The sequence below is a fragment of the Nocardioides sp. CF8 genome (assembly GCF_000389985.1).
GTDB classification, from domain to species: Bacteria; Actinomycetota; Actinomycetes; order Propionibacteriales; family Nocardioidaceae; genus Nocardioides; species Nocardioides allogilvus.
Window position 1 is genome coordinate 2645898 of record NZ_CM001852.1, and the last position, 23443, is coordinate 2669340.

General features: G+C 72.1%; 26 protein-coding genes and 1 pseudogene. 13 read left to right on the forward strand and 14 right to left on the reverse strand.

What is annotated here, in order from left to right:
- The 4 genes from CF8_RS22055 to CF8_RS12885 form a co-directional block, all read right to left on the reverse strand.
- Positions 1 to 999, reverse strand: a 999-nt coding sequence (locus CF8_RS22055; RefSeq protein WP_198016848.1) for a PHP domain-containing protein, incomplete at its 3' end; no start/stop codon positions are given.
- Positions 1000 to 1018: 19 nt separating this feature from the next.
- Entirely contained in the window at positions 1019 to 1471 is a 453-nt protein-coding gene (locus CF8_RS12875) for an SAV_6107 family HEPN domain-containing protein (protein WP_232211508.1), read from the reverse strand.
- Between the two features lie 11 nt (positions 1472 to 1482).
- Positions 1483 to 1791: a DUF6504 family protein gene (locus CF8_RS12880; protein WP_010833546.1), complete on the reverse strand. Its 309-nt coding sequence runs from the start codon at positions 1789 to 1791 to the stop codon at positions 1483 to 1485.
- Between the two features lie 157 nt (positions 1792 to 1948).
- Positions 1949 to 2404 (reverse strand): hypothetical protein, encoded by a 456-nt coding sequence (locus CF8_RS12885; protein ID WP_010833547.1) that lies wholly within the window; start codon positions 2402 to 2404, stop codon positions 1949 to 1951.
- A 58-nt stretch (positions 2405 to 2462) separates the two neighbouring features.
- Between CF8_RS12885 and CF8_RS12890 the strand changes: the two genes are divergently transcribed.
- The 5 genes from CF8_RS12890 to CF8_RS21010 all read left to right on the forward strand — a co-directional run bounded on the left by CF8_RS12890 (position 2463) and on the right by CF8_RS21010 (position 6299).
- Positions 2463 to 2936 (forward strand): YbaK/EbsC family protein, encoded by a 474-nt coding sequence (locus CF8_RS12890; protein ID WP_010833548.1) that lies wholly within the window; start codon positions 2463 to 2465, stop codon positions 2934 to 2936.
- Positions 2936 to 3295 (forward strand): ArsC/Spx/MgsR family protein, encoded by a 360-nt coding sequence (locus CF8_RS12895; RefSeq protein ID WP_010833549.1) that lies wholly within the window; start codon positions 2936 to 2938, stop codon positions 3293 to 3295. Before CF8_RS12890 ends, CF8_RS12895 begins: the two co-directional genes overlap by 1 nt.
- A gap of 18 nt (positions 3296 to 3313) precedes the next feature.
- Complete coding sequence (locus CF8_RS12900) at positions 3314 to 3904, forward strand: DUF4126 domain-containing protein (RefSeq protein ID WP_036490967.1); 591 nt, start codon at positions 3314 to 3316, stop codon at positions 3902 to 3904.
- Positions 3905 to 3911: 7 nt separating this feature from the next.
- Complete coding sequence (locus tag CF8_RS12905; protein ID WP_010833551.1) at positions 3912 to 5228, forward strand: phytoene desaturase family protein; 1317 nt, start codon at positions 3912 to 3914, stop codon at positions 5226 to 5228.
- A 144-nt stretch (positions 5229 to 5372) separates the two neighbouring features.
- The gene (locus CF8_RS21010) at positions 5373 to 6299 is read left to right on the forward strand and encodes a hypothetical protein (RefSeq protein WP_010833552.1); all 927 of its coding nucleotides are present in this window, start codon (positions 5373 to 5375) and stop codon (positions 6297 to 6299) included.
- A 91-nt stretch (positions 6300 to 6390) separates the two neighbouring features.
- Here CF8_RS21010 and CF8_RS12915 read toward each other — a convergent pair whose 3' ends face one another.
- Together CF8_RS12915 and metF are read right to left on the reverse strand one after the other, a co-directional pair.
- Positions 6391 to 6996 carry an SIMPL domain-containing protein gene (locus CF8_RS12915; protein WP_010833553.1) on the reverse strand — a complete coding sequence of 202 codons (606 nt, stop codon included), beginning with the start codon at positions 6994 to 6996 and terminating at the stop codon, positions 6391 to 6393.
- 17 nt (positions 6997 to 7013) lie between these two features.
- Positions 7014 to 7904, reverse strand: coding sequence for a methylenetetrahydrofolate reductase [NAD(P)H] (gene metF / locus CF8_RS12920; protein ID WP_036490970.1), 891 nt, complete (start codon positions 7902 to 7904; stop codon positions 7014 to 7016).
- A gap of 63 nt (positions 7905 to 7967) precedes the next feature.
- Here metF and CF8_RS12925 point away from each other — a divergent pair, with 63 nt between their 5' ends.
- Complete coding sequence (locus tag CF8_RS12925) at positions 7968 to 9035, forward strand: polyprenyl synthetase family protein (protein WP_010833555.1); 1068 nt, start codon at positions 7968 to 7970, stop codon at positions 9033 to 9035.
- 157 nt (positions 9036 to 9192) lie between these two features.
- Here the strand turns inward: CF8_RS12925 and CF8_RS21015 are convergent, their stop codons facing one another.
- Genes CF8_RS21015 through CF8_RS12940 form a run of 3 tightly spaced genes read right to left on the reverse strand, consistent with a single transcriptional unit; the run spans position 9193 to position 10512 of the window.
- On the reverse strand, positions 9193 to 9636 hold the full coding sequence (locus CF8_RS21015; RefSeq protein ID WP_010833556.1) for a barstar family protein: 444 nt from the start codon (positions 9634 to 9636) through the stop codon (positions 9193 to 9195).
- Positions 9637 to 9640: 4 nt separating this feature from the next.
- Positions 9641 to 10129 carry a ribonuclease domain-containing protein gene (locus CF8_RS12935; RefSeq protein WP_010833557.1) on the reverse strand — a complete coding sequence of 163 codons (489 nt, stop codon included), beginning with the start codon at positions 10127 to 10129 and terminating at the stop codon, positions 9641 to 9643.
- Positions 10129 to 10512: an Rv2175c family DNA-binding protein gene (locus CF8_RS12940; protein WP_010833558.1), complete on the reverse strand. Its 384-nt coding sequence runs from the start codon at positions 10510 to 10512 to the stop codon at positions 10129 to 10131. The genes CF8_RS12935 and CF8_RS12940 overlap by 1 nt, the downstream gene beginning before the upstream one ends.
- Positions 10513 to 10651: 139 nt before the next feature.
- On the opposite strand from CF8_RS12940, the gene pknB reads away from it, so the two are divergent.
- The 3 genes from pknB to CF8_RS12955 all read left to right on the forward strand — a co-directional run bounded on the left by pknB (position 10652) and on the right by CF8_RS12955 (position 15227).
- Positions 10652 to 12706: a Stk1 family PASTA domain-containing Ser/Thr kinase gene (pknB, locus tag CF8_RS12945; RefSeq protein ID WP_010833559.1), complete on the forward strand. Its 2055-nt coding sequence runs from the start codon at positions 10652 to 10654 to the stop codon at positions 12704 to 12706.
- A 10-nt stretch (positions 12707 to 12716) separates the two neighbouring features.
- Entirely contained in the window at positions 12717 to 13859 is a 1143-nt protein-coding gene (locus CF8_RS12950; RefSeq protein ID WP_010833560.1) for a PucR family transcriptional regulator, read from the forward strand.
- Positions 13860 to 13952: 93 nt separating this feature from the next.
- Positions 13953 to 15227 carry an NAD(P)/FAD-dependent oxidoreductase gene (locus tag CF8_RS12955; RefSeq protein WP_036490972.1) on the forward strand — a complete coding sequence of 425 codons (1275 nt, stop codon included), beginning with the start codon at positions 13953 to 13955 and terminating at the stop codon, positions 15225 to 15227.
- Positions 15228 to 15383: 156 nt separating this feature from the next.
- Here the strand turns inward: CF8_RS12955 and CF8_RS23495 are convergent.
- Positions 15384 to 15755 (reverse strand): annotated as a pseudogene (locus CF8_RS23495) (acyltransferase); the annotation flags it as partial.
- A 208-nt stretch (positions 15756 to 15963) separates the two neighbouring features.
- On the opposite strand from CF8_RS23495, the gene CF8_RS12965 reads away from it, so the two are divergent.
- The 3 genes from CF8_RS12965 to CF8_RS12975 are packed head-to-tail and all read left to right on the forward strand — an operon-like array spanning position 15964 to position 18172.
- The gene (locus CF8_RS12965; RefSeq protein ID WP_232211509.1) at positions 15964 to 16872 is read left to right on the forward strand and encodes a DMT family transporter; all 909 of its coding nucleotides are present in this window, start codon (positions 15964 to 15966) and stop codon (positions 16870 to 16872) included.
- A 22-nt stretch (positions 16873 to 16894) separates the two neighbouring features.
- Complete coding sequence (locus CF8_RS21020; RefSeq protein WP_010833563.1) at positions 16895 to 17677, forward strand: NADase-type glycan-binding domain-containing protein; 783 nt, start codon at positions 16895 to 16897, stop codon at positions 17675 to 17677.
- Between the two features lie 6 nt (positions 17678 to 17683).
- The gene (locus tag CF8_RS12975) at positions 17684 to 18172 is read left to right on the forward strand and encodes a GNAT family N-acetyltransferase (protein WP_010833564.1); all 489 of its coding nucleotides are present in this window, start codon (positions 17684 to 17686) and stop codon (positions 18170 to 18172) included.
- Between the two features lie 41 nt (positions 18173 to 18213).
- Here the strand turns inward: CF8_RS12975 and CF8_RS12980 are convergent, their stop codons facing one another.
- The 4 genes from CF8_RS12980 to CF8_RS12995 form a co-directional block, all read right to left on the reverse strand.
- Complete coding sequence (locus CF8_RS12980; RefSeq protein WP_010833565.1) at positions 18214 to 19206, reverse strand: threonine aldolase family protein; 993 nt, start codon at positions 19204 to 19206, stop codon at positions 18214 to 18216.
- Between the two features lie 52 nt (positions 19207 to 19258).
- Positions 19259 to 20599: a class II 3-deoxy-7-phosphoheptulonate synthase gene (locus CF8_RS12985; protein ID WP_010833566.1), complete on the reverse strand. Its 1341-nt coding sequence runs from the start codon at positions 20597 to 20599 to the stop codon at positions 19259 to 19261.
- A gap of 66 nt (positions 20600 to 20665) precedes the next feature.
- The gene (locus CF8_RS12990) at positions 20666 to 22117 is read right to left on the reverse strand and encodes an APC family permease (RefSeq protein WP_010833567.1); all 1452 of its coding nucleotides are present in this window, start codon (positions 22115 to 22117) and stop codon (positions 20666 to 20668) included.
- A gap of 83 nt (positions 22118 to 22200) precedes the next feature.
- Positions 22201 to 23229, reverse strand: coding sequence for a 6-phosphofructokinase (locus CF8_RS12995; protein ID WP_036493089.1), 1029 nt, complete (start codon positions 23227 to 23229; stop codon positions 22201 to 22203).
- A 121-nt stretch (positions 23230 to 23350) separates the two neighbouring features.
- On the opposite strand from CF8_RS12995, the gene CF8_RS23205 reads away from it, so the two are divergent.
- Positions 23351 to 23443: DUF1028 domain-containing protein (locus tag CF8_RS23205; RefSeq protein ID WP_036490977.1), on the forward strand; the 93-nt coding region annotated here is incomplete at its 3' end.

Here is a 23443-nt window from a genome sequence, read left to right on the forward strand (position 1 = left end):
CTCGCAGCGGGCGCGCAGCATGCCGTCGGCGCTGGTGCCCGACCCGCTGAGCCGGAACTCGGGGAAGTGCACCTCGCCGATGCCCAGGTCGGCGCGCGGGTCGAGGGCGCAGCGGTCGGCCACGGTCCGGGTGTGGGCCAGCAGCTGACGAGCCGCCGCCTCGGTGTCGTGGGCGAGGCCGGACAGCCGGCAGATCTCCTCGGCCACCTCCTGCATCTGCTTGCCGGACTTCAAGAAGCCCTCGGCGTTGCCGCGATCGACATGGCGTCGGTCCAGGGCGACGAGTCGTCGCGCCGCGTCGAGCACGTCGACGGTCGGGGCGTCGAGGCGGTCGGCGTAGCGCACCGCGTTGGTCAGCACCGTGCCCAGCCCGGCCTGTCGGGCGACCCGGGCCATCCGGGCGGCGTGGGCGGAGCTGTCGGGAAGGCGGTGCGAGACCAGCTCGACGACCAGGTTGTCGCGGGGCACGACGGCCTGCCACGGCGCCAGCGCCGCCAGCGCGAGGTCGTCGCGCCGGCGCCTCGCCGCCACGCCCGCCTCGGAGGCGGGGCCGAGCAGCACCATCACGTCGCCGCCCATGAGGTGGGGCGCCAGCGACTCCAGGGTCGCCACCGGCCGGCCTCGCTCACCGGTGAGGTGGGTGGTCGAGACCATCCGGCAGATCGCCGCCCAGCCCGCCTTGCCGGTCGCCAGGAACGTCACCCGGGGCAGCCCGCCCCGATGGGCCGGCAGGTCGCGGTGGGCGCCGCCGCGGACCGGGGTGCGCGCAGCCTCCCCCCGCGAGGAGGGCGTGCCCGGCCAGGTCACCGGCGCCACGGCCAGGTCCACCCCCAGGACCGGCCGGATGCCGGCCCGCGCGCAGGCCTGGGCGAACTTCACCGCGCCGTACGTGCCGTCGCGATCGGTGAGGGCGAGCGTGTCCATCTCCTGCTCGACGGCGCGCTCGACGAGGGTCTGCGGGTGGGATGCCCCGTATTGCAGGGAGTAGCCCGAGGCCACATGGAGATGGACGAACGGGTCAGGCGACACCGGACTGACCGGCCATCTGACCAGCTGCGACGAGGCGTTGGTCGAGATGGGCATGGGGCACCAGGCCCAGCGCCGACTCGATCACGGCCAGGAACCGGTCCGCGTCACGGACCAGGTCGTCGGCCTCGCGCTCGCTGACGGCCCGGGTCGAGCCGGACTCGGCAGCCGCTCGCTTGCCGGCGCCGGCCGCGAAGAACCGGGCCCACTCGGCGAGCTCGGGGGCGAGCTCGGCCAGCAGCACCCAGGCGTTCTTCTGGCGCCCGCGCCGAGCCGTGGGCTTGGCCCGGGCGGCCAGCAGGGCGGCCGCCGCCCGCAGTGCCGCCACATGGGCGCAGGCATAGCGGGTGGGCACGTCGCGGGCGGTGATCGACTCCTGCAACGACTCGGCAGCCAGCGCGAGGTAGGAATGGGTCGTCGCGGGCAACAGGTGGGGATTCATCATCAACACCGCCCTCAGTCCGCACAGCCGACGAGCTGCCAGTGGCCGTCGGACCAGTCGAAGGAGAGGTCGAAGACGCCGGTGGAGCTGATCCCCCGGCCGGCCTCGACCCGCCAGAGCTCACGCTCGACGAGCAGGTCGGCGTTGACCACCGGCTCGGCGGTCCCACCCGCGCTCTCCTGGGCGGGCTGCCACCACGGAGCGGTCTCCACCCAGTGCGCGAGCACGGCTCGCACCTTCCACAGCCGGCCTCGCCACAGGAACTGGTCGGGGCCCTCGGTCTCTCCTCGTCGAACCTCGACGGGGTCGTCGTACAGCCGCATCTCACGTCTCCTCACCGCTCATCGACCCCGCCACCGGCTCCGGGGGCGGTGGGGGTCGAGGTCACCGCCACCGGAGCCACGTCCGAACAGATGTTCGAACAAGACCAAAGGTACACGGCCCCACCGACAGTGGGTCAAGAGCGAGGGCGAACCTGCGTCAGTTCACGCGCAGATAGGTGTTGGTCTCCTTGCGCCACAAGAAGATGACGAGCAGCACGCAGAACGCGAAGAAGAGCGCCGAGACGACGACGAACGCGATCGGCAGGCCGTGGTTGAGGCCCAGGGACGAGACGAGCAGGCCGAAGAGGCTGGTCGCGGTGAGGACCAGCCGGGACCAGCCGTGGCCGTCCACGAGGAAGGCGGCGAGCACCACGACCAGCACCACGAACACGATGAACGAGACCAGCGCCAGCGGCACGAACTTCGGCACGATCGCCGCCTCGCGCAGGGCCGCCATCCCGCCCGAGGCGAGGAGCTCCTGCGCCGACGGGTTGCCCTTCGCCCAGGCGAGGATGATCTCGTCGTGCTGGAGCCAGGTCAGCAGCACGGCCGCCCCGCTCACCACGACCAGCGCGAGCAGGCACCGCAACGCGTTGGTGATCGATCCGGGCATGTCCCTCATCCGCAGTCCCTCAGCATCCTCGACAACTTCCCCTGACTAGGCTCGCACCATGGCGAGCGAGCACCCTGCGATCAGATCATTTCGCGACGACCTGCACCGGCGGGGTGGCTCGGGTGACGTGGTCATCCTGCCTGACTCGGTCCACACGGCCGCACTCGCCGCAGCCGCTCTGGGGTGTGAGATCGGCGCCATCGCCAACAGCCTGGTCTTCGACGTCGACGGCTCACCGGTCCTGATCCTCACCTCCGGCGCCCACCGTGTCGACACCGCCAAGGTCGCCGAGCGCATCGGCGTCGACGCGCTCACCCGAGCGACCCCCGACTTCGTCAAGCAGCACACCGGCCAGGTCATCGGTGGCGTCTCCCCCATCGACCACCCCGCCCCCGTGCCGACCTGGATCGACTCCTGGCTGCGCAACCACGAGGTGGTGTGGGCCGCCGCCGGCCACCCCGCCGCCGTCTTCTCCTCGACCTTCGAGGAGCTCGTCACGATGACCGGCGCCCGAGAGATCGAGGTCGCGTGATGGAGATCTGGATCAACCCCGCCTGCTCCAAGTGTCGTACGGCGATCAGCGAGCTGGATGCGGCCGGTGCCGACTACACCGTGCGCCGCTACCTCGAGGACACGCCGAGCGCCGACGAGCTCGCCGCCGTGGTCGAGCGCCTCGGCGTCGAGCCGTGGCACGTCGCGCGCGAGAAGGAGGCCCGCGACGCCGGGATCGACCTCCCCCGCGACGCCGAGCACCGCGCCCACTGGCTGGCCGCGCTCGCCGCCCACCCCCAGGCGATCCAGCGCCCGATCATCACCGCCACCGACGGCACCACCGTCGTCGGTCGCGACCCCGACGCCCTGCGCGCGGTGATCGACGCCGAACAGGCCTGACCTCACTAGGGTGTGGGCGTGGAATCACTCGCCTTGACCTTCTCCAGCGGCTGGGCCAGCGGCATCAACGCCTACCTGGTCGTGCTCGTGCTGGGCGTCGCCGACCGGCTGAACGACTTCACCCAGGTCCCCGACGTGCTCGCGCGGTGGGACGTCCTCAGCGTCGCCGGGTTCCTCTACGCGATGGAGTTCATCGCCGACAAGATCCCCTACATCGACTCCAGCTGGGACGCCATCTCCACCGCCATCCGGCCCACGGCCGGTGCCGTGATCGGCGTCCTGCTGGCCGGTGACGCGTCCACGCTCGACCAGGCGGTCCTCGGCGGCGTCGGCGGCGGCACCGCGCTGCTGTCCCACCTCGTCAAGGCCAGCAGCCGGCTGGCGATCAACTCCTCCCCCGAGCCGGTGACCAACATCGGCGCGAGCCTCGCCGAGGATGTCGCCGTCTTCGGTGTCGTGGCCTTCGCGATCAACAACCCCGAGGCCGCGGCAGCCATCGCCGGCGTGCTCCTGGCCGCCGGTCTCATCGCGATGTTCTTCATCGCCAGGTTCATCCGCCGGGGGTGGCGCAAGTGGAAGAAGAAGGACCCGATCGCGGCGTCGATGTGAGCGCCCGATGACTGAACTGCGGATCGTCGTCATCGGTGGCGGCTTCGGTGGCCTGGCCAGCGCGGCACGCCTGGCCAAGCTCGGCCACCAGGTCACCCTGCTCGAGCGCTCCACCTCCCTCGGCGGGGCCCTGCAGCCGATCAGTGCCGACGGCTTCACCTGGGACGCCGGCCCCACCACCACCTTGCTGCCGGCCGTCATCCGCGACCTGTTCCGCAAGACCGGTCGGCCGCTGGAGCGCGAGCTCGAGCTCGAGCCGCTCGACCTGGTCCGCGAGCACCGCTTCGAGGACCGCACCGTGCTGCGCCTGCCCAGCGGCTCGCGGGCCGCGCAGATCGCCGCCTTCGACCAGCTCGGCGACGGTGCGGGCGACCTCGGCGCCAGCTGGTCGGCGTACGTCGATGCGCACTCCGAGACCTGGGAGGTGCTGCGGCGCGGCTATCTCGAGCAGCCGTGGGACCCGGCCCTCTCCCCGCGCGAGCTGACCGACCTGCTCGGCAGTCGCGAGATGCTGCACAAGCGGCTGCGCCGCGACTTCAAGGACGAGCGGCTGCGCCTCGTCGCCAGCCATCCGTTCGTCATCGACGGCCACGACCTGCGCAACGTCCCGGCGTGGATGGGCGTGACGTCCTACCTCGAGCAGACCTTCGGCGCCTGGACCGTGCCCGGTGGCCTCTCCGCGATCGGTGCGGCGCTGGCCGACCGGCTCGCCACGCGTGGCGTCACCGTCGAGCTCGGCACCACGGCGCTGGACATCGTGCTGCGCGACGGCCGGGCGGTCGGCGTATGCACCGCGAACGGCGACCTCGACGCCGACGCCGTGGTCTGCGCGATCGACCCGCGGCGGCTGCCCGCGCTGGCGGGGTCGGTGCACCGGACCATGCCGGCCATCCCGCCCGTCGTCGCCCACGTGGGCCTCGACGGCGACCTGCCCGACCTGCCCCACGAGGTGGTGCTGCACGGCGACCCGATGCTGGTGGTGCGCACCGGCGGCACGGCCCCCGAGGGCGGCGCCGCGTGGACGATCATCGGCCGCGGCCGCCTCGCTGAGGACGTGCTGCGGGCCCTGGCCCGGCACAAGGTCGACGTCCGCACCCACGTCGTCACCCGGATCGACCGCTCCCCGCGCGACCTCGTCGATGCCTGGGGCGGTTCACCGCTCGGCGTGCTGTGGCAGGGCCGCGCGACGGTGCGCGACCGGCTCGGGCCGACCACCCCGGTCCCCGGTGTCTACGCCGCCGGCGCGCACGCGACCCCGGGCTCGGGACTGCCGTTCGTCGGGCTCTCGGCTGCCCTCGTCGCGCAGGAGATCGGGCCGGCCTGAGCACTTTCGTCCACGTGGACGAAAGTGCTCGCCCCGTACGCCGCAGGGCGGGTGCTGCCGCGTGCACAACCGTCCAGACGGACGACTCTGCCCGCCTGTGGACGACGCGAGCAGGGAACCCGGCTCGTCGGGCAATCTGGCGCCATGGCCGACGAGAAGCTCGACACGCGGCAGCCCTTCACCCGGGCTGCCGGTCTCGAGAGCGGCCTGACCCGGCGCCAGCTGATCGGTCCCGGCTTCCGCACGATCAGCCACGGGATCCTGGTCTCGGCGGAGGTCGCGGACTCACCCGGGCTGCGCACGCGAGCAGCGCTCCTTCCCTTCGGCCCGGACGCCTTCGCCAGCCACTGCTCCGCAGCCAGGGCATGGCAGGCGCCGATCGCGACCTGCCCCGACGAGCACGTCACCGTGCCCGAACCCAACGGTCGCCGGCGGCGTACGAACGTCGTCTGCCACGTCCGCTACGGCGCCACGGTCCGCGACGTCGGCGGCCTGCCCGTCTCCGACCTGGCCGACCTGTTCGTCGAGATGGCCGACGAGCTCCCCCTGGTCGAGCTCGTCGTGCTCGGTGACTGGATGCTGCGCCGCAAGGGCGTGACCCATCGACGTCTGGCGCGCGCGATCGAGGTCGCCCCGGCTTCTCGCGCGGAGCGCGCGCGACGAGCGCTGCGCTACGTCCGACGCAAGGTCGACTCGCCGATGGAGTCACGGCTGCGGATGCTGCTCGTGCTCGCGGGAATCCCGGAGCCCGAGGTCAACCGCGAGATCCGCAACGTCGACGGCGAGGTGCTGCGGCGCTTCGACCTCTGCTGGCCGGGCGTGAAGGTGATCGTGGAGTACGACGGCCGCTTCCACATCGAGCGCGAAGAGAACTGGGAGCGCGATCTCGATCGACGCGAGGCGATCGAGGAGGACCAGTGGCGCATGCTCGTGGTCGTCGCCAAGGGCATCTACAGCGACCCCGGACGCACGGTGCAGCGGGTCTGGAACGTGCTGAGCGCGCGCGGGCTCCCCGGCCTGCCCGATCGTCCGGGCGACGGCTGGCGTCCGCACTTCCCGGGGCAGGTCTGAGCAGATTCGTCCACGTGGACGAAAGTGCTCGACCCGTACGCCGCACGGCGGGTGCTGCCGCGTGCACAACCGTCCAGACGGACGACTCTGCTCAGACGAGCGACCAGGTGACGCTCAGGCTCGCGCCGACGGACGTCTCCCCCGGCTCGATCTTGGCCGACATCGCCATCGCGTCCATCCCGCGCAGGGCAGGCCCGCCGCCGGACGAGCCCTGGCCGATGGCGAGCACGTCACCGAGCGCGGCACCCGCGAGGTCGGCCAGCTGCTGGGCCTGGCGCTGCGCATCGGCGTACGCCGCCGCGACGGCCTGGTCCCGGGCCGCGGCCGGCTCCGCGACCTCGAGGGCCACCCCCTCGACGGCGAGGGCGTCACCCACGCCGGCGGTCAGCTCGTCGAGCAACGCGCCGGCGGCATCGAGGTCGGGGCAGCCGATGTCCAGCGAGTGCCGCGCCTCGAAGCCGCGCTGCTGGCCCTGGTTGTCGTGCCACGGCCAGACGTTGATGCCGGTCGTGCCGATGCGCTTCTCCTCGGTGTGGCGACGAGCGACCTCACCGATCTGCGCCGCAGCAGCCGACGACTCCGCGAAGGCCGCAGCCACCCCGGCCGCGCGGGCCACGGCGGCGACCCGGACGACGGCGGTGTCCGGGGCCACGGACGTGCTGCCCTGGCCGGTGACGGTGACGCTGCGCTCACTCATGAGCGCAACCGTAACGATCAGACCGTGATCTGCAGGGCCGCGAAGATCTCGCGCGTCGCCTTGGAGAAGTTCAGCGTGTAGAAGTGCAGGCCCGGAGCCCCGCCGTGGAGCAGGGCCTCGCACAGCTCGGTCGAGATCCGGATGCCCTCGGCGCGCAGCTCCTCGGGCGTCTCGGCGAGCGGCTCGATGCGCGCCCGCACCTCGTCGGGCATCTCGCGACCGGACAGCTCGACCATGCGGCTCATCGAGTTGAGGTTCAGGATCGGCATGATCCCCGGGATGATCGGCATGTCGACGCCCAGCGCCCGCGCCCGCTCCACCAGCGCGAAGTAGTCGCTCGCGCGCAGCACCATCTCGGTGACCGCGAACTCGGCCCCGGCGTCCTGCTTGGCCTTCAGCACCAGCGCGTCCTGCTCGAGGCTCTCGGCGCTGACGTGGCCCTCGGGGAAGGCCGCGACACCGACAGCCGCGTCGTAGTGCTCCTTGATGAAGGACACCAGGTCGGAGGCGTACTCCAGGCCGTCCTCGGCGCTGACCCACTCGGTGTGCGGTCCGCCGGGCGGGTCGCCGCGCAGCGCGAGGATGTGGGCGACGCCGGCCTCACGGTAGGCATCGAGGATCTCGGCGAGCTCGGCGCGGCTGTGACCGACGCAGGTGAGGTGGGCGACCGGCGTCAGGGAGGTCTCCCGCGCGATCCGGCCGGTGATGCGCACGGTGGTGTCGCGCGACGAGCCGCCAGCGCCGTACGTCACGGACACGAAGGTCGGACGGTAGGGCTCGAGCTCAGTGATGGCGCGCCACAGGCGCTCCTCGCCGGCTTCGTCCTTGGGCGGGAAGAACTCGAACGAGAAGGACTTCTCGCCGCTCTCGATCAGCTCGCGCATGCTGCGCCCAGGTCCACCCGTCATGGGACAAGGGTAGGTACGGGAGCGCTGTCCGAGGCAATCTGTCCACTGGCTAGGCTCCCGGGGGTGAGCGAGAACTGGGATCCGGCCGCCTTCCGCGAGCGTGTCCAGCGGGTGCTCGAGGAGTTCCTCGACGAGCAGGCCGCGCGCCTGTCCCCGCTGGGTGACGACGCCGCCCGCCTCGTCGCGGAGGCCCGCACGTCGGTCACCGGCGGCAAGCGGTTCCGGGCGGCATTTTGCTACTGGGGCTTCCGTGCGATCCAGCCCGACCTCACCGACGACACCGCGCTCGTCCGCGCGTGCGCGGCCCTCGAGCTGCTGCACGCCAGCGCCCTCGTCCACGACGACTTCATGGACGCCTCCGACACCCGCCGCGGTCGCCCCGCGACCCACCGCGCCTTCGAGGCCGAGCACCGCGAGGCCGGGTGGACCGGCGATCCGGAGCAGTACGGCGCCGCGGCGGCCATCCTCCTCGGCGACCTGTTGCTCGGCTGGGCCGGCGACATGCTGCGGCACTGCGGACTCCCGAGCGAGCGGGTCGACGCCGGGCTCGTCATGTTCGAGCTGTGCCGCACCGAGGTGATCGCGGGCCAGTTCCTCGACGTCTCGGTGCAGGCGCGCGCCCACGCCGACGTCGACACCGCCATGACGGTGCTGCGCTACAAGTCGGCGAAGTACTCCATCGAGCGCCCCCTCGACATCGGGGCCGCGCTGGCCGGCGCGACGCCGGAGCAGCTCAGCGACCTGTCCCGCTTCGGGCTGCCCCTGGGCGAGGCCTTCCAGCTGCGCGACGACCTGCTCGGTGTGTACGGCGACCCGGCGGTCACCGGCAAGCCCGCGGGCGACGACCTCGTCGAGGGCAAGCGCACGGTCCTGGTCGCGATGGCCCTCGACGCCGCCGAGCCGGCAGACGCTGAGCTGCTGCACACCTCGCTCGGCAGCCCGCTCGACGAGGCTGCCGTCGCCGAGCTGCGCCGGATCATCGACGCCTCGGGCGCGCACGCCCAGGTGGAGCGGCTGATCGAGTCGCTGGCCGCCCAGGCCGTCACGGCGCTGGACCGCACGACCATCGGCGAGCACGCCCGCGGCGTACTCACCGATCTCGCGTCCGCCGCGACGCAGCGGACGGTCTGACGCGGGGGCTCTCCGGCTCCCCGGGCGTAGTCCGGGGCGTAGTCAAGTGCGACTTTGTGGTGATCTGCGTGATCGACCACAAGCTCTCACTTGACTACCCAACGAGCGCCAGCCGACCCGCGCCAGCGTCAGCCAACCCGCGGCAGCCGACCCACACTCAGTCGAGCGAGGCGATCTCCGCGACCTCGGGGCCCTCGCCGCGCAGCAGCACCGAGAAGGGCACGCCGCGGTCGGTGTGGACCCGCGAGCCCAGGACGCTCAGCGCGATGTTGAACGCCTTCTCGTCGGTGCGCGCGAGGGTGCTCCAGCCGTCCCAGAGGAGCACGACGCCCGCCTGGCCGGCGCCAATGTCGTGGAGGCAGTCGGCGAGCGCGTCGAAGTTCTGGCCGTAGTGCTCGGGGAAGCCGAGGGCCTCCCCCACAGCGGCGAGGAACTCGGCCTTCGTGCCGCCCAGCCAGCCGTCGACGTGGGCGAAGCCGAAGCCTGCGTGCTCGACGGTGTGCTGCACGTCGGCGACGTCGAAGGCGCCGTGCCACTGGTAGATGCCCGGCTGCGCCTCGCCGTGGATGAGTCCGGCCAGAAGTCCAGCAAGTCCGCTCATGTCGTCACCTGTCGATCCGGGAGAAGGACGAGTAGTGGTCGTCGGTCCAGTAGAACTCGCCGTTGGAACCGGTCACGATCCGCCGCGCTCCGCGGTGGCTCAGGCCCGGTGTCTCGACGGTGTACTCGCGGTAGTAGCCGCGGTCCTGGTCGGGCAGGATCCCCTCGAAGTTGCCGAAGGTGCCGTCGTCCTCGTCGTGGGGGTAGGGCCCGCCCGCGTCGATGAGCGCCAGCGTCTCGCCCGCCTCAGGCGGCAGGTCGCCGACCTGGACGATCGGCAGCCCGCTGTCGGGATCGGTGCCGGACGAGCCGGGCGAGCCGGTCGACTGCGGCGACTGCGGCGACTGCGGCGACTGCGGCGACGAGGTCGACGTGTCCCGGGCCCGGTCCTGGCTCGGAGCGGTGTCGTTGTTCTGGATCCACCACACAGCCGCGAGCAGGACGATCGTGATGATCGTGGTGAGCACCTTGCGGCGCTGGGGCGTGAGCTGCATCAGAAGCCCAGCACCTGCGCGCGCCGCTTGACCTCCGTGCCGCGGTTCTCCCGCAGCGCGTCGATCGGGCGACCGGGGTAGTCGTCGTCGGTGAAGATCCAGGCGATGCACTCGCGGTCCTCGAACTTGCGGTCGTGGAGCATGACCAGCAGCCCGGAGAGGCCCTTGACGATCTCCCCGTCCTGGAAGAACGCAGCCGGCACCGAGGGAGGGACGCCGGGCTTGGGCACGGCGGCGGCGATCTCATGGTCCTTGATCATGGTGCGGACCTTGGCCGGCGTGACGCCGAGGAGCTGGGCGGCCTCGTTCCAGTCGAGCCACTCGTCGACGAGGGCGTCGAGATCGGCTTCGGCCAGCGGAACAGGGTTGTCAGAGGACGTCATGGCACCCAGTATCCCCGCCCGGAGCGGCAGCCCGCGACTCCGCGCCACGCCGGGACAGGCTCGCGCGGCCCGCTTCCTCGCCGGGGTTTCGTACGATGGAGCACCGGATCCTTCCCCGTCCGGCGATGGAGGTCGAGCAGTGGAGTCACCCGAGCACGCCCGCGCTGCGGGTCGAGCGGTCCCTGACGCGCTCGTCGGGCGACTCCTCGACCGGCGATATCGCATCGGCCCCCGCATCGCGCGCGGCGGCATGGCGAGTGTCTACGAGGCCACTGACATCCGGCTCGACCGCACCGTCGCGGTCAAGGTCATGCACCCCGGGCTCGGCGACGACGACGACTTCGCGCAGCGCTTCGTCCGCGAGGCGCGCGCCGCCGCCCGGCTCAACCACCCGCACGTCGTGGGCGTCTACGACCAGGGCGACGACGACGGCGTGGTCTTCCTGGCGATGGAGTACGTCCCCGGCCACACGCTACGCGACGTCATCCGCAAGGAGTCGCCGATGACGCCGGCCCGGGCGCTGTCGCTGCTCGAGCCGGTCGTCTCCGCGCTCGCCGCCGCCCACCGCGCCGGCCTGATCCACCGCGACGTGAAGCCGGAGAACGTCCTGATCGGCGACGAGGCCCACGGCGGCCGCGTCAAGGTCGCCGACTTCGGCCTCGCCAAGGCCGTCAGCGCCGACACCCAGCACACCGCGACCGGCGGCGTCCTGATCGGCACCGTCTCCTACCTCGCGCCCGAGCTCGTCGTCGACGGCCGCGCCGATGCCCGCGCCGACGTCTATGCCGCCGGCGTCGTCCTCTACGAGCTCCTCACCGGCAACAAGCCCCACGAGGGCGAGAGCCCGATCCAGGTCGCCTACCGCCACGTCCACGAGGACGTCCCGGCGCCGTCCGAGGCCGCGCCCGGCATCCCGGCGTACGTCGATGCGCTGGTCGCCCGCGCCACGGCCCGCGACAGGTCCCAGCGACCGGCTGACGCCAGCGTCCTCCTGCACCAGATCCACCGCGTCGCCCAGGCCCTGCGGGACGGGATCCTGGACGACCCCGAGCTCACCGCCGACCTCGCGCTCGCGCCGACCCACCCGGACACCGGCGACCAGGGCGATGAGAGCAACGACACCGCACCCGAGCCGTTCGACCCGATCGCGATGGCCAACTACCGCGAGACCAGCGACGCGACCTCCGACCACGTGCACACGACCGCGATCGAGCAGCTGCCCGCATCCGTCGCCAGCCAGGCGGCGCGCCCGCCCGCCCCGCGCAGGCCCGCGACGCCGGCGCCTGTCGACACGGTCGCCCGCAAGCGCTCGGTGAAGGGGCCGCTGTCCTTCCTGCTGGTGATCCTGCTGCTCGCCGGCGTCGGCGTCGGCGCCTGGTGGTTCGGATTCGCCCGCTACACCACGACGCCCGGCGTCCTCGGCGTCACCGAGGCCGCCGCGACCTCGCAGCTCGACCGCGCCGGGCTCGGCGTCGAGGTCGGGACGCCACGGTTCTCCGAGACGGTCGAGGCGGGACTGGTGCTGGGCTCCGACCCGGAGCCCGGCGAGCGGGTGCTCAAGGACGGCACCGTGACGCTGGTCGTGTCCCTGGGCCCGGAGCGCTACGACGTACCCGCACTCAAGGGGATGACCGAGGACGAGGCGCAGGACGCCATCGCTGCGGGCAACCTGGCGTTCGGCGACAGTGTCGAGAAGTTCAGCGACTCCGTGCCGGCCGGATCGGTCATGCGCAGCGACCCGCCCGCGGGCACGACGGTCAAGCCGGACACCCCCGTCGACCTGGTGGTCAGCAAGGGCCGCCGGCCGATCGAGATCTCCGACTGGACCGGCAAGGACGCCGACAAGGCGATCGCGGCGCTGGAGAAGCGCAAGCTCGTCGTCGAGGTCACCGGCGAGGAGTTCAGCGACACGGTCGCCGAGGGGGCGGTGATCTCGCAGAACCCCACGACCGGCCCGCTCTTCAAGGGCGACGAGGTCCAGCTCGTCGTCTCCAAGGGCCCCGAGCTGGTCGAGGTGCCGCGCGTGATCGCGATGGGGGTCGAGGCGGCCACCGAGAAGCTGGAGGCCCTCGGCTTCCAGGTCGCGGTCGAGAACTCCGACAGCTACATCGGTGTCGGCTTCGTGTTCAGCACGTCCCCCGACGCCGGTGACATGGTCGCCAAGGGCAGCACGATCACCCTCTATCTGATCTAGGGTGCGGCCCATGGCCGAGACCCTGGGCGACCTCTTCGACCTGGCGCAGGACCTGGCCCGGCTGGTGGGTTCGCCGATCACCATCGAGGACCGCGACACCGTGGTCATCGCCTACGGCGGCGAGCACAGCGCGGCCGACCAGGCGCGGGTCGAGACGATCCTCAACCGGCAGGTCCCGGCGAAGTACCGCGACGCGATCGCCGCCGCCGGCGTCTTCGACCAGCTGCGCACCACCGACGACGTCATCCTCGTCGACCTGCCCGAGGTCAGCCTGACGGCGAGGGCGGTGGTGGCACTGCGCCACGAGGGCGAGCTGCTCGGCTCCGTCTGGGCCGCGGTCGGCGGCCCGCCGACGGACCACCAGGTCGAGGTCCTGCGCACCGCCGCACCCGTCATCGCCCGCCAGGTGCTGCATGCCCGCCGCGTCGCCGGGCAGGCCGCGCGGGGCCGCGACGACCAGCTCGAGCTGCTGCTCGCCGGCGGGGAGTCCGCGGTCGCGGCCGCCCAGGACGCCGGCCTCGCAGATCCGCTCGTCGTCATCGCGATCCGCGGCGAGGACCCCGACGCGGCGGTCGACCTCGCAGGCGCGCTGGCACTGCACCTGAGCGCCGTCTGCCCCGACGCCGCCTGCGCCCTCCAGGGCGACACCCTCCTCTGCGTGGTGGGCGCGACCTCCGGGCGTCGCCTCGTCACCGACTTCCTGGCCCGGGTCCCGGGCGGTCGCGGGGTCGTGGCCGGCGTCGGCGTGGCCGTTCCCGCAGCCGACCTGCCCCACTCGCGGGCGGCGGCGACCGACGTGGTCCGCGCCCTCCTGCGACGCGGCGAACCGGGCCGCTGCGCCGAGCTGCCCGAGGTCTATGCCGACGTCATGGTCGACCGCCTGCGCGGGTTCTTGTCGACGTACGGCGAAGCGAGCCCGCTCACCAGGCTGACGGCCTATGACGACCAGCACGACACGGCGCTGGTCGAGGCGATCGACGGCTACCTCGACGCGTCGGGAAGCGTGCTGGCCGCGGCGGACGCCCTGCACCTGCACCCCAACACGATCCGCAACCGGCTGCGGCGAGCACGCGAGTCGTGCGGCGTCGACGCGGACGACCCGGCGACCCGGCTGGCCCTGATGGTTCACCTCCAGGCGCGGCGCACGCGTTGACCCGGAGCCCCTTGTGGGATCGCACAAGGGGCGTGCCGAAACCGTGGCCGCCACGCCACGGCCCGGCCCGCCGACCCGGTCGAGGATGTGACCATGGCCACCACCCAGTCCCCTCAGCACGTCGTCGTCATCGGTGCCGGCATGGTCGGTCTCTCGACCGCCTGGTTCCTCCAGCGTGAGGGCGTCGAGGTCACCGTCGTCGACCGCTACGACGTCGCCGCGGGCGCGTCGTGGGGCAATGCCGGCTGGCTGGCCCCGGCCCTGACCCTGCCGCTGCCGGAGCCCGCCATCCTGGCGACCGGCGTCCGGGCGGCCCTGAGCCCGTCGTCGCCCGTCTACGTGCCGCTGAGCGCCAACCCGCGGCTGCTGAGGTTCCTCGTCGGCTTCGCCCGGCACTGCACCGACAAGCACTGGCGCCGGGCTATGGCGGTCTTCAACGAGGCCAACGCGGTCGCACTCGACGCCTACGCCGAGATGGCCGCCGCCCCGGGCGACGTCGCGGTCGACGCCCCCACCAAGCCGGCCACCCCGTTCCTCGCAGCCTTCGCCTCCGAGGCCGACCGCGAGGTGCTGGTCGAGGAGTTCCGCCGGGTCAACGCGGCCGGCGGCTCGACGGACTACACGCTGCTCGACCACGACGCCGTGCACGCCCTCGAACCCACGCTCGGCGACGGCGTACGGTGCGGGGTGACGATGAACGGGCAGCGCTACATCAACCCCGGCGAGTTCGTGCACGCCCTGGCCGGCGCCGTGAAGACCGGCGGTGGCCAGGTCGTCACCGGGCGGTCCGCCACTGCGGTCACCCAGCGCGGCGACCGGGCCGAGGTCCGCTTCAGCGACGGCAGCACGATCGACGCCGATGCCGTCGTGGTCGCCAACGGCACCTGGCTCGGCCAGCTCGCCCGCCCCCACGGCGTGCGCACGATCGTGCAGGCGGGCCGGGGCTACAGCTTCACCGTCCACCCCGACGAGGCGCCGAGGAACCCGCTCTACCTGCCCACCCAGCGCGTCGCGTGCACGCCGCTCGGCGGACCCGCGGACGGCCTCCGCGTCGCCGGGATGATGGAGTTCCGCAAGCCCGGAGCCCCGCTCGACCCGCGCAGGATCAAGGCGATCGTCGACGCCGCGACCCCGATGTTCCGAGGTGTCGACTGGGAGGCGCGCACCGACGAGTGGGTCGGCTCGCGGCCCTGCACCGCCGACGGCCTGCCCGTCGTGGGGCGCACGAAGTCGTCACGCGTCTACGTCGCCGGCGGCCACGGGATGTGGGGCATCGCCCTGGGTCCGCTGACCGGCAAGCTCCTCGCCGAGCAGGTCGCCCACGACCGCACCCCCGAGCTCCTGCGGCACTTCGACCCGCTGCGCTGACCCGGACAGGAACTCCTCGACCTCGGCGGGTGTCACCACCGGCCGGGACGGGTGCCGACCGTCCGGGCTGACCCACTCGTCGCCGACGAGGCTGCGCAGCACGCGCGCCGGCACGCCCCCCACGACTGCGTGGTCGGGGACGTCGCCACGGACCACCGAGCCGGCCGCGACGACGACGTTGCGGCCGATGCTGGTGCCCGGGAGGATGATCGCGCCGTGGCCGATCCAGGTGCCGTCGCCGATGCGCACCGGCCGGTGCTCGCCGAGCTGCAGCCCGATCGGGGTGTGCGGGTCCTGGTAGCCGTGGCTGGCGTCGGAGACGAACACGTCCTGGCCGAGCCACACGTCGTCACCGACCACGATCGACTCGTGCGCGGTCAGGCTGGTGCGAGCGCCGATCACGCAGCGGTCGCCGATGACGAGGCCGCGGGCCGGGCGCGACGAGTCGTCGCCGCCGTACCCCACGGACAGGGTGCAGTGCCGCCCGACCAGGGTGCCGGCCCCGATGTGGATCGACGAGGCTCCCATCACGGTGGCGGGCGGGAAGGCGATGCAGCTGCTCTCGCCGAGGCTGCCGAACGCGTCCGCGCGCGGACTGCCGGGCACGATCGCGCCGACCTGCTCCACCCAGTCGCGGCCGGCGTGGACGGCCCGGTGCAGCAGGCGGCGGGTGACGGACACCGGGCGAATCTAGCGCAGTGGCGGACCGGGGAACCCCGATCCCTAGACTCCCCGGGTGAGTCCCGAGAGCAGTGTCCCGTCGCGGCGGGTGTCCTGGCTCGCGGCGCTCGCGCTGCTGGCGATGACGGCGTGCTGGGGCAGCACCTTCTTCCTGATCAAGGACCTGCTCGACCGGGTGCCGACGCTCGACTTCCTGGCGGTCCGGTTCGCGATCGCGGCCGCCGCGATGCTGCTGGTCGCCCCGCGCGCGATCGCCCGCCTCGCCCCCACCGTCCGCCGGCACGCGGTCGTGCTCGGCCTGCTCTACGGCGTCGCCCAGATCCTGCAGACGGCCGGCCTCGCCCACACGCCGGCGAGCGTCAGCGGCTTCATCACCGGCATGTACGTCGTCTGCACGCCGCTGTTCGCGGCCTGGATCCTGCACACCCGCATCGGGCTGGTCACGTGGGCGGCCGTCGCGCTGGCCGCTGCCGGCCTGGGCGTGCTGACCCTCGGCGGCCTCAGTCTCGGGTACGGCGAGGCGATCACGCTCGTCGCGGCGATGCTCTACGCCCTGCACATCGTCGGGCTCGGCGCGTGGTCGTCGGCGCGCGACGCGCTCGGCATGTCGATCCTGCAGATCATCGTGATCGCCGCGATCTGCTTCGTCGCGACGGTCCCCGACGGCATCGTGCTCCCGGGCAACGGACGCGACTGGCTCTCACTCGTCTACATGGCGATCTTCGCGGGCGCACTGGCGATGCTCGGCCAGACCTGGGCGCAGGCCCACCTGTCGCCGACCCGCACCGCGATCATCATGAGCATGGAGCCGGTGTTCGCGGCGACCTTCGCCGTCGCGCTCGGCGGTGAGGGCATCACGCCCCGGCTGCTGATCGGTGGTGCGATGGTGCTGAGCGCCATGCTGGTCGTCGAGCTCGTGCCCCGTCGGCACATCGAGGCCGAAGTCACGCACATCGCGGTCTGAACGGGCCCGTAGGCTTGGGCCCGTGACAACTTGTGCCCGCTGCGGCCACGATCTCGGGGTCGGCCGCTTCTGCCTCAACTGCGGCCACCCGGTCGGCGAGCCCGTTCCCGCCGGCGAACCACTCCTCGTCTCCCCCGACGACGCCCCGCTGCCCGACCAGGCGGCCACGGAAGTGCCGCCCTGGGCGCCGTGGGCGGTCGGCGCGCTCCTCGTCGTCATCCTCTTCGCCGTCCTGTCCTCCTGTCTCGGCGGCGACGACGAGGACGAGCCGAGGGGCGAGAGCGCGACCCGGACCTCGGAGAGGACTGCGCCGCGCGCGGTCGACCTGACGAGCACGCTCGAGGTCACCGCGCCACCGGCGGCCCCGGCCACCACCGACCTCGACGGCCGGCTCGTCGACTACGACCCCAGCCACATGCTCGACGCGACCCCGTCGACCGCCTGGCGCACGGCGGGCGACGCCTCCGGCGAGACCATCAGCTTCACCCTGTCCGAGCCGAGCACGATCCGGCGGGTCGGGATCCTCAACGGCTATGCCAAGCAGGTGCCGAGCGGGTCCGGCCTCGTGAACTGGTATCCCCACAACCGGCGCATCACGGCCGTCGAGTGGGCCTTCGACGACGGCACCGTGGTCCGGCAGGACCTGAGGGAGAAGGCCAAGCTGCAGCGGTTGACCATCGACCCCGTGACCACCTCCACCGTGCAGCTGCGGCTTCTCGCCGTGACGCCGCCCGGGGCCGGCGTGCTCGGTCGCGACTACACCGCGATCAGCGACGTCCTGGTCGCCGGCACACCGGCGGCCTGACACCTCGTGCCCCGCACCGTCATCACCGCGATCACCGACGCGGAGCAGCGCGCCGCCGCGGCCGGGATCTGGGCGGCGGCTCGACGCGCCGGCGGCCGCACCCCCGCGCCGGGTCGCCAGGAGCGGATCGCGGAGAAGCTCGCCTCCAGTGACGTGGCCCTGCTGGCGACGTACGGCGACAAGCCGGCCGGCATGATCGTGGCCGAGCCCTACCTCGAGGACGACGTCGTCGACCCGACCTGCGGCCACATCTCGATGGTCTTCGTCGAGCCGGGCTACTGGGGCAGCGGCATCGGCGGTGCCCTCGTCCGCGCCCTGCAGGCACCGCCCGCGGGCCAGGCCTGGACGCGGCTGAGCGTGTGGACGCGCGACGACAACCGGCGCGCGCTGCGGCTCTACGACTCCTGCGGCTTCGTCGACACCGGCGACCGGGTCACCCTGCACGAGGGCGACCAGATCAACCGGCTGGAGTGGCGGGCCTCAGCCGCCGGGTGAGCAGGCGCGCGCCAACGCCGTGTCGAAACCCAGGACCACGCCTACAGCTTCGCGAGGATCGAGGCAGCCTTCTTCGCATCGGCCCGCGACACGTCGAGGTGCGTGACGATGCGTACGGCGCGGGGCCCGACCGCGGAGATCCGCACCCCCGCCTCGGCGGCAGCCTCGACGAACGCACCGGCGTCGGTGCGGGGCAGCACGACGATGTTGGTGTCGACGGTGGCCGGGTCCAGGCCGCACGCCTCGGCCAGCAGCCGGGCGTGCGCGTGGTCGTCGGCCAGCCGCTCGACGTGGTGGTCGAGCGCGTGCAGGCCGGCCGCGGCCAGGATGCCGGTCTGCCGCATCCCGCCCCCGAGCCGCTTGCGCCAGATCCGCGCCTCGGCGATGGCGTCGGCCGAGCCGACCATGAGCGAGCCCACCGGGGCGCCGAGCCCCTTGGAGAGGCACACGGCGAGGACGTCGGCGACGGCGCCGTACTCGTGCAAGGGCGTGCCGGTCGCGACGTGCGCGTTCCAGAGCCTCGCCCCGTCGAGGTGGATCTTCGTGCGGGTGGGCACCGCCCACGCGTGCAGCGCCTGCAGGTCGGTCAGCGGGAGGACCGTGCCGCCGGCGAAGTTGTGGGTGTTCTCGACCGAGACTGCGGTCGTGCGCACGAAGAAGGACCCCATGTCGGGAGCGAACAGCGCGTCGATGGCGGCCAGGTCGATCTGGCCGCGGTGGTGGGACCACGTGCGCATCGTCAGCCCGGTGATCGCACCGTGCGCGCCCAGCTCGGCCCGGGCGATGTGCGCCGAGGACTCGCACAACACCTCCTGGCCGACACCGACCAGCGAGCGGACGGCCAGCACGTTGGCCAGCGATCCCGTCGGGGTGAACAGCGCTGCCTCGTGCCCGAAGAGCTCGGCCACGCGCTCCTCCAGGCGGCGCGTGGTGGGGTCCTCGGCATAGACGTCGTCGCCGACCTCGGCCTTCGCCATGGCGGCGCGCATGTCCGACGTCGGGGTGGTCAGGGTGTCGGAGCGGAGGTCGATCATGTGCCCCAACCTAGCGACCGTCCGCGGCCGACGTCGGGGCGGCGGCGCAGGCTCAGGCCTGCTTCGCCCGCAGCATCTCCGCGACGAGGAACGCCAGCTCGAGCGACTGCACGCGGTTGAGGCGCGGGTCGACGACCGACTCGTAGCGGTGGGCCAGACGGTGCTCGTCGATCTCCTCGCCGCCACCGACGATCTCGGTGACGTCGTCGCCGGTCATCTCGACCATCATCCCGCCGGGGACGGTGCCGAGCGCGCGGTGCACGTCGAAGAAGCCCTGGATCTCGTTGAGCACGTCGTCGAAACGGCGGGTCTTGTAGCCCGTCGACGCCTCGAAGGTGTTGCCGTGCATCGGGTCGCTGACCCAGGCCACCTGCACGCCCTCGGCGGTGACCTTCTCGACCAGCGGCGGCAGGCCGTCGCGGATCTTCTCGGCACCGAAGCGGGTGATGAAGGTGAGCCGGCCGGCCTCGTTGGCGGGGTTGAGCTTGGCGGCCAGCGACAGCGCGTCGTCGGCGGTCGCGGACGGGCCGAGCTTGCAGCCGATGGGGTTGCGGATGTGGCGGAAGTACTCCACGTGGGCGCCGTCGAGCTGGCGCGTGCGCTCGCCGATCCAGACCATGTGGGCCGACACGTTGTAGGGCAGCTCGGTGCGCGAGTCGATGCGCGTCATCGCGTGCTCGTAGTCGAGCAGCAGCGCCTCGTGGCTGGAGTGGAAGTCGACCCGGTGGAACTCGTCCGGGTCGGCGCCGATCGCCTTCATGAACGTCAGGGCCCGCTCGATCTCGCCGGCCATCAGCTCGTAGCGCTGGGCGTAGGGCGACTCGCGGACGAAGTCGTTGTTCCAGGTGTGCACCTGGCGCAGGTCGGCGTAGCCACCGGTCACGAAGGCGCGCACGAGGTTGAGCGTCGCGGCCGAGGCGTTGTAGACGTCGACGAGCCGCTGCGGGTCGGGGATGCGCGACTCGGGCGTGAACTCGAAGCCGTTGACCGCGTCACCGCGGTAGGCCGGCAGGGTGACGCCGTCGCGGGTCTCGGTGTCGCTCGAGCGGGGCTTGGCGTACTGCCCGGCCAGGCGGCCGACCTTCACGACCGGCACGGACGCGGCGTACGTCAGCACCACGGCCATCTGCAGCATCACGCGCAGCTTGTTGCGGACGTTGTCGGCCGTCACCTCGGCGAAGGTCTCGGCGCAGTCGCCACCGGCGAGCAGGAAGGCCTCGCCCCGGCTGACCGCCGCGATCTTGTCCTTGAGGTCGTCGCACTCCCCCGCAAACACCAGCGGCGGCGACTTCCGGAGCTTCGCGACCGCGGTGTCCACCGCGGCGCTGTCGGGGTAGGTCGGCTGCTGGGCAGGCTGCAGGGCACGCAACTGCTCGAGGGACGGGATGCTCACTCCCCAAGGGTACGGCGCAGGCCGCCCGACCGCGGCTTCGTGACCGGTGGGCGGGCGGCCGAGCGGCTACTCCCCCAGGTGGTCGATGTCGCGGAAGCCGGTCTTCTTCGCCCGGACGCCGCGGTTGGTCAGCCACGTCAGCACCCACAGGACGACGCCGATGACGAGCATTCCCGCGGCGACCTGGTAGACGATCGCCTCCCTCTGGCCCCACGGGATGGCGATCAGCGCGATCGACAGCAGCGCGGCGAGGACCGGCGTCGGGCCGGGCGAGCGGAAGAACCCCTCGCCGGGATCGCGGCGCAGCACCAGGCAGGCGACGTTGACGACGGTGAACACCGCGAGCAGCAGCAGCGCCGTGGTCGTCGAGAGGTTGGTGACCACGGGACTGTCGGACTGGCTGGCGACGTAGCCGATGAGGCCGAGGGCCAGGACGGTCGAGAACAGGATGCCGACCCACGGCGCCCGGGTCCGGGGTGACACCTTGCCCAGGCTGCGCGGCAGCACGTCCTGCCGGGCCAGGCCGTAGAGCAGCCGGCTGGCCATCAACATGTTGATCAGCGCGGTGTTGGCGACGGCGAAGACGGCCAGGAACGGGAACACCTTGTCGATCGGGAAGTCGGGAGAGCCCTTGCTGACGACCTCCAGCAGGGCACGACCCTCGGACTCGTTGATCGTCTCCAGCTCGCCCGGCGTGAGCACGGCGACCACGGCCAGGGCCACCAGCATGTAGATGAGCACGGCGATCCCGAGGCCGGTGAGCATCGTGCGCGGGAAGATCTTCTGCGGCTCGTGGCACTCCTCGACCATGTTGACCGAGTCCTCGAAGCCGACCATCGCGAAGAACGCGATCGAGGTGGCGAGCGTGATCGCCATGAACATGCCCTTGTCACCGACGTCGTTGAAGGTGGTGATCCGTGAGAAGTCGCCGTCACCTCGGGCCATGGCCCAGAAGCCGACCCCGATCACGATCGCCAGCGCGGTCATCTCGATGAGCGTGAGCACGACGTTGAACTTCACGGACTCGCCGACGCCGCGCAGGTTGATCAGCGCCAGCAGCACCATGAAGCCCATCGCGATCGCCGTGATGACGCCGGTGCCGGGCAGCGCGTCGAGCCAGCCGTTGACGACCAGCCCGCCCGTGAGGTTCTGGGCCAGCACGTTGGCCGACGTCGACGCGCTCGTGATGCCGGAGCAGACCACCGCGAAGGCGACGAGGAAGGTGACGAAGTGGATGCCGAAGGCCTTGTGGGTGTAGAGCGCGGCGCCCGCGGCCTGGGGATACTTCGTGACGAGCTCGAGGTAGGACAGCGCCGTCAGCGTCGCCACGACGAACGCCAGCAGGAACGGCAGCCACACGACACCGCCGACGAGGCCGGCCATCTGCCCGGTGACGGCGTAGACGCCCGCCCCGAGGATGTCGCCCACGATGAAGAGCAGCAGCAGCTTCGGGCCCATCACCCGCTTGAGCTCGAGGTTCTCGCCCTGCGGCTGGCTCTCGATGGTGTTGGCGGACATGGGCTCACACTCCTGTCGAACGGTTTGCGACCCCATCACTGTGGCCTCGGGGAGGGGTGAAGGCAAGCACCCCCGCGCGCAGGTCAGCCGAAGAAGACCTGCGCCTCGGCGTACTCCTCCGGACTCACGAGCTTGAGCTCGCCGGTGCCCTCGATCAGCTTGAGCCGCTCGATCTTCGTCCCGCGCAGCGCCATCATCGTGCCGAAGTCGCCCTCGGCGACCGCGTCGACCGCCTGCAGCCCGAAGCGGGTGGCGAGCCAGCGGTCGAAGGCCGTCGGCGTGCCGCCGCGCTGGATGTGGCCGAGCACGACGGCGCGCGCCTCCTTGCCGGTGCGCGCCTCGATCTCGCTCGCGAGCCGGTCGCCGATCCCGCCGAGGCGGACGTGCCCGAAGGCGTCCTTCTCACCCGAGACGAGCGTCATCTCGCCGCCCTCGCGGGGAACAGCGCCCTCGGAGACCACGATGATCGGGGCATACCTGCTCTCGAAGCGGGTCTCCACCCGCGCGCACACGTCCTCGATGTCGAAGGGCTGCTCGGGGATCAGCACCATGCTCGCCCCGCCGGCGATGCCGCTGTGCAGCGCGATCCAGCCGGCGTGGCGACCCATCACCTCCACCACCAGGACACGGTGGTGCGACTCGGCCGTCGTGTGCAGGCGGTCGATCGCCTCGGTCGCGACGTTGACGGCCGTGTCGAAGCCGAAGGTGAAGTCGGTGCCGGACAGGTCGTTGTCGATGGTCTTGGGTACGCCGACGACGTTGACGCCGAGGTCGGCGAGCTTCGTCGCGACGCCCAGCGTGTCCTCGCCGCCGATCGCGATCAGCGCCTCGACGCCGTCCTTGTCGAGGTTGGCGCGGATGTGCTCGACGCCGCCCTCGATCTTGAACGGGTTGGTGCGGCTCGAGCCGAGGATCGTGCCGCCGCGCGGGAGGATGCCGCGGCACTCGGCGATGCCGAGCTCCATCGTCAGGCCCTCGAGCGGGCCCTTCCAGCCGTCGCGATAGCCCACGAAGTCGAACCCGTGCGTCATCACGCCCTTGCGGACCACGGCACGGATCACCGCGTTGAGTCCCGGGCAGTCCCCGCCTCCGGTGAGCACTCCGACGCGCATCGTCACTCCTCATCGTTGAATTGGATCGATCAAACCCTAGCGATGCGGGCTCGTCGTGTGAAGGGGGTCACGTCGGGGCCTCGCACCGTACGGCGCGGACGGCTCCACTAGCCTCGGCGCCATGACCTTCTCGATCGTGGCCCGCTCCGACGACGGTGAGTCGTGGGGCGTCGCCGTCGCGTCCAAGTTCCTCGCCGTCGGCTCCGCCGTGCCC

Coding starts and splice junctions, on each gene's coding strand:
- CF8_RS12875 (WP_232211508.1), bottom strand. CDS start 1,471: ATGATGAATCCCCACCTGTTGCCCGCGACGACCCATTCCTACCTCGCG.
- CF8_RS12880 (WP_010833546.1), bottom strand. CDS start 1,791: ATGCGGCTGTACGACGACCCCGTCGAGGTTCGACGAGGAGAGACCGAG.
- CF8_RS12885 (WP_010833547.1), bottom strand. CDS start 2,404: ATGCCCGGATCGATCACCAACGCGTTGCGGTGCCTGCTCGCGCTGGTC.
- CF8_RS12890 (WP_010833548.1), top strand. CDS start 2,463: ATGGCGAGCGAGCACCCTGCGATCAGATCATTTCGCGACGACCTGCAC.
- CF8_RS12895 (WP_010833549.1), top strand. CDS start 2,936: ATGGAGATCTGGATCAACCCCGCCTGCTCCAAGTGTCGTACGGCGATC.
- CF8_RS12905 (WP_010833551.1), top strand. CDS start 3,912: ATGACTGAACTGCGGATCGTCGTCATCGGTGGCGGCTTCGGTGGCCTG.
- CF8_RS21010 (WP_010833552.1), top strand. CDS start 5,373: ATGGCCGACGAGAAGCTCGACACGCGGCAGCCCTTCACCCGGGCTGCC.
- CF8_RS12915 (WP_010833553.1), bottom strand. CDS start 6,996: ATGAGTGAGCGCAGCGTCACCGTCACCGGCCAGGGCAGCACGTCCGTG.
- metF (WP_036490970.1), bottom strand. CDS start 7,904: ATGACGGGTGGACCTGGGCGCAGCATGCGCGAGCTGATCGAGAGCGGC.
- CF8_RS21015 (WP_010833556.1), bottom strand. CDS start 9,636: ATGAGCGGACTTGCTGGACTTCTGGCCGGACTCATCCACGGCGAGGCG.
- CF8_RS12935 (WP_010833557.1), bottom strand. CDS start 10,129: ATGCAGCTCACGCCCCAGCGCCGCAAGGTGCTCACCACGATCATCACG.
- CF8_RS12940 (WP_010833558.1), bottom strand. CDS start 10,512: ATGACGTCCTCTGACAACCCTGTTCCGCTGGCCGAAGCCGATCTCGAC.
- CF8_RS12950 (WP_010833560.1), top strand. CDS start 12,717: ATGGCCGAGACCCTGGGCGACCTCTTCGACCTGGCGCAGGACCTGGCC.
- CF8_RS12955 (WP_036490972.1), top strand. CDS start 13,953: ATGGCCACCACCCAGTCCCCTCAGCACGTCGTCGTCATCGGTGCCGGC.
- CF8_RS12980 (WP_010833565.1), bottom strand. CDS start 19,206: ATGATCGACCTCCGCTCCGACACCCTGACCACCCCGACGTCGGACATG.
- CF8_RS12990 (WP_010833567.1), bottom strand. CDS start 22,117: ATGTCCGCCAACACCATCGAGAGCCAGCCGCAGGGCGAGAACCTCGAG.
- CF8_RS12995 (WP_036493089.1), bottom strand. CDS start 23,229: ATGCGCGTCGGAGTGCTCACCGGAGGCGGGGACTGCCCGGGACTCAAC.